General features: G+C 49.5%; 3 protein-coding genes. All 3 read right to left on the reverse strand.

The window, feature by feature from the left end:
- A partial coding sequence (locus AK963_RS27315; RefSeq protein ID WP_139117711.1) for a hypothetical protein occupies positions 1-697 on the reverse strand: 697 nt, incomplete at its 3' end.
- 224 nt (positions 698-921) lie between these two features.
- Complete coding sequence (locus AK963_RS27320; RefSeq protein ID WP_066018483.1) at positions 922-2,322, reverse strand: IS1380 family transposase; 1,401 nt, start codon at positions 2,320-2,322, stop codon at positions 922-924.
- Positions 2,323-2,484: 162 nt separating this feature from the next.
- A partial coding sequence (locus AK963_RS33775) for a phage tail tube protein (protein WP_066018484.1) occupies positions 2,485-3,083 on the reverse strand: 599 nt, incomplete at its 5' end.

The following is a 3,083-nucleotide window of genomic DNA, read 5'->3' on the forward strand; positions in this document are numbered from 1 at the left end:
TGATAGCAGCCGTGATGTTTTTCTGTTGGCCAGCGAGGTTCTTTGTGGATAAACCGGCTTGCTTGAGACTTTGCCGGAGCTCATCGAGCTTTTCCCGCTGATCCTGATAAGCTTTGCTCGCACGAGTAACCGCTGTCCGGGCAGTAAGGAGGCTACTCGACAGTGACAGAGTGTTTTTCTGTGCCTTGTTATAATTTCGGGTCAGCTGATCCAACTCTTTTTGCTGGCGCTGGTATTCCCGGTTGGACTCTTTGACCGCTTTCTTTGCCGCTGATACGGCCTGTATTAGCGTCTGCGTTGGTTTTTTCGTCTTGGCTAGTTGACTACTTAGACGCTCTAAATCCTTCTCTTGCCGTTGATAAGCCCGGCTCGCTTCGGCTACAGACTTTTTGGCGGACGTGACCGCCTCTTTCAATTCTCTGGTCGGCTTGGAGGCCTGTTTGTACTCTTTTGCCAGCCGGTCAACTTTCTCCTCGGCCTCCCGGAAGGCATTGCCAGCATTACGGACAGCTTTCGTCTGCTTCTGAAAAGCAGTCAGCAGTGCACTCTGGTTTTCCAGCGTCGAGAGCTTGTCCTTGAGCTCTTTGGCTTCCGCTTTCAGAACATCAAGGGAGTCAGCGGATTTTTTAACGTCCTTGGAGAGCAAATCCTTTGCTTTCAGGACTAAGCGAATAGCTGATTCTTTGATATTGGCCATAGCCCGAATATTTCATAAACACTGTGACAGTTTGACTGATTGATGTTTTTTTGAGCAAGCACAGTCTGTCAGATCGTTGCAGTGTATTTTTCTGCGGTGATATTTCCTCTCGCCATGGCTTTTTCTCTATAAATATGTCGATTTACCTGACTCCAGGCGCACCGAACCCTCAACCTCTTTCAGCTGACTCAATAAAACGTTTGTGAACCGAAGCCTTGCGTCTGTTATCCTGGCTTGGGAACAGGCAGGGCAGAAAAAGCTTCTGTCACTCGTTTCAGTAACGCTTTCATTGGGTTACTGCTGGGCAGATGTAACTTCACACGATCTTTATACTCCACCACCTTGACAGCAATTTTGAACAGCTTGGCGATCACTGTTGAAGGTTGAGCCTTTTGCAGCTCTGTATCCTTCAAAACGGTGGTTCTCATTTCGTAATGCAGAACATAAGCAGCACAAGCGTAATACATACGTAGCGCATTCGCCCGGAAGCTCATATCCGAGGTGCGATCGCAGGACAGGTCATTTTTCAGGAACTTGATGAAGTTTTCATCCTGCCCTCTTGGACAGTAGAACTGCTCATAAATGCACCGGGCCGAGGCATTCTTGATAGATGTCACCACAAAACGGGGGTTGTCTCCCATCTGGTTTACTTCAGCCTTATAGATAACCCGTGTATTCAGACCTTTCCAGCTCTTTGCCTGATACTGTGCTTCGCCATATAGACGTACCCGGTGAGGTATCGGCAATTTGTTGGATCGGGCGTGAGCTGTACGTTCTTTCAGACACCGACGAGCTTCAGCCATGTCCTTATCCGACATTGGACGTAAAGCTGTCGGATGACCAGCACCTTTGCCCAGCACATAATCAGCGGCCTTATCCTGTTCAACAACCCGCATCAGTTCTGGCTGGGCAAAGTGGCTGTCACCCCGGATGATGAGATGTGTTTTCGGCCAGGACTGCCGGATCAGCTCCATAAGACGCTTGACGATGGCCGCATTTTCTTGTCCTGAAGGTGTTTTGCCTGGTCGCAGAATGGCGGTAATAAGCTTCCCGCTCAAGCCTTCAAAAATCATCAGTGGCAGGTAACAGGTATTGCCGTATTTCGTATTGAAAAGGCTGTACTGTTGAGCACCGTGGGTCAGGGTAGCGGTATGGTCCAGATCAACGACGATCAGTTTGGGCGGCTTTTTATAGCTACCGAGAAAATGCTCTGCAAAAGCATAAGCCAGATTGTAGATATCCCTCCGGGACAATCCCTTCCCGAGTCGTGTAAAAGTCGATGCTGATGCCAGATGCGCCTTGGCATTAATTGGGCTGCGACCAACAGCCAATTTGAACATGGGGTCCTTACGCAAATGGTTGCTGTCATTGGCATCCTGGTAACCACAAGCCATTTGCAGCACTCTCTGCATCAGGAGATCCTGCATGGGATGATCGACATAGGATTGATGGCGTTTATCAAGTATTGCCTTGACGAGCCGTGAAATCAGGCCGCTGCGAAGCGCTGTTTCACGTAGCAGTAAAGCACCAAAATCGGAGGATAGCTCACCTCCGTTAAAATCAGCCCTGACAGTTTTACCATTAACAGGGAGGAAACGAAGGCTTTCTTGTGTATGTTGCGCCATAGCAGGTTCCGGTTTGCTTCTTACGGAGTGTCCTTTTATTAGGCCCAATTATATCAAGGGCTTGGGCGGAACCTGCTGTTGTTTATGAAATATTCGGGATAGTGCTTTAATTCAAAAAAAAGCCCCTCGGAAGGGGCAAAGTTGCAGGAAGCAAACGGTGGATTACTGCGCCAGGTCAATCTGCATAAAGGTGCTGAGGCCGGAACCCTCAATGGTACTGTCTGCGAGTACATCGAGTTCGAGCGCAATAGCGGCAAAGTCGTCCGAGATAAAATCAAGGTTCTGGACAGGCGAGAACTTCACCCGATGAACCCGGATATTAAACGGCTTGCCATCCTGTGCATCGTTGAGGCCTTCCATGAACAGGACGAACTCTTTACCCGATTCAATCAAGGCCTGAACCATATTGGTCGCCAGTGGTGTATAGCTCACACTCACGCCGAGGTTATCAATGCCGCCACCATCAATCACCTTGATCCCGGATTTGGTCAGTTCGTAGTCAGTACCTTCAACAAGAGCAGCATCAAGGCTGTCTTTGACCGTGACTGACTTCGACAGATCGGGAAGCTTGTCAAAAGGGATAAGCTCATCAGCAACGCCGAAGCTGGTATGAGGCTCATCAGTGACCGTAGTAGTTGAACCGGCAGTGGTTGAACCACGGAGCGCCATCGACAAGTTGTTAGCGGTAAAGTCATGTGCCGTGAGGCTCGCCGAGATAGAGGAAATCCGGCTGATGGTGTTGCGATTACCACCGCCACCGA

The organism is Endozoicomonas atrinae, from assembly GCF_001647025.1.
GTDB lineage: Bacteria > Pseudomonadota > Gammaproteobacteria > Pseudomonadales > Endozoicomonadaceae > Endozoicomonas > Endozoicomonas atrinae.

Coding starts and splice junctions, on each gene's coding strand:
- AK963_RS27320 (WP_066018483.1), bottom strand. CDS start 2,322: ATGGCGCAACATACACAAGAAAGCCTTCGTTTCCTCCCTGTTAATGGT.